This window comes from Gluconobacter sp. P1C6_b (genome assembly GCF_018811945.1).
Classification (GTDB): domain Bacteria; phylum Pseudomonadota; class Alphaproteobacteria; order Acetobacterales; family Acetobacteraceae; genus Gluconobacter.
Genome location: NZ_JACRVU010000074.1, coordinates 1 through 604, shown reverse-complemented (window position 1 = coordinate 604; position 604 = coordinate 1). Strand labels below are relative to the sequence as shown.

Sequence of the window (604 nt, the reverse complement as noted above, 5' to 3'; positions counted from 1 at the left end):
CTTCTGTAGACACCCGAGCGTAGCCGATAAACATTTAACCCCCTCAAATACATCAAATAAAAGGCCCTCCAAACTGAACTTTTGGTTGAAGATCCCTATGGTTTCCTTCAAGATTGGTGAAGGTGTGAGGTTGACAAAAACGGTCGTTTCGAGCAAGGATTCGCAAACACCCGAAGCTTAATTGGGGATTCCCAGAAAATGGCCGATTTTCTAATATTGCCCGTGCATAAATCTGCCCCCAGGCAGGACGATGTAAAACGACCGTTTTTGGCATCCGGCAATTCTCTGTTGCAAAAGGAAGGTCATACTGCCTCGTCAGTGGCGGGAGGGCTCTCGGAAGAGAACAGTCGTTTGCCAGGTGTGCCGGGCGGGATGTCTTKTCGTTTCAATGGGAAAGATCTGATCAACGATACCATGACGTATGAAGTGGTTGATCGGCATGTGGCAGACGATTTGGTAATCGAGTTTGGGAATGTCTTTTCGTTTCAATGGGAAAGATCTGATCAACGATACCATGACGTATGAAGTGGTTGATCGGCATGTGGCAGACGATTTGGTAATCGAGTTTGGGAAGCTGAGTTTTACGGAAGGGCCTTCGTCCCCA

General features: G+C 47.6%; 1 protein-coding gene. It reads left to right on the top strand.

Annotated features, from left to right (window positions below):
• The first annotated feature begins 198 nt into the window (after positions 1–198).
• Entirely contained in the window at positions 199–525 is a 327-nt protein-coding gene (locus tag KP701_RS16195; protein WP_215747923.1) for a hypothetical protein, read from the top strand.
• Positions 526–604 lie beyond the last annotated feature (79 nt).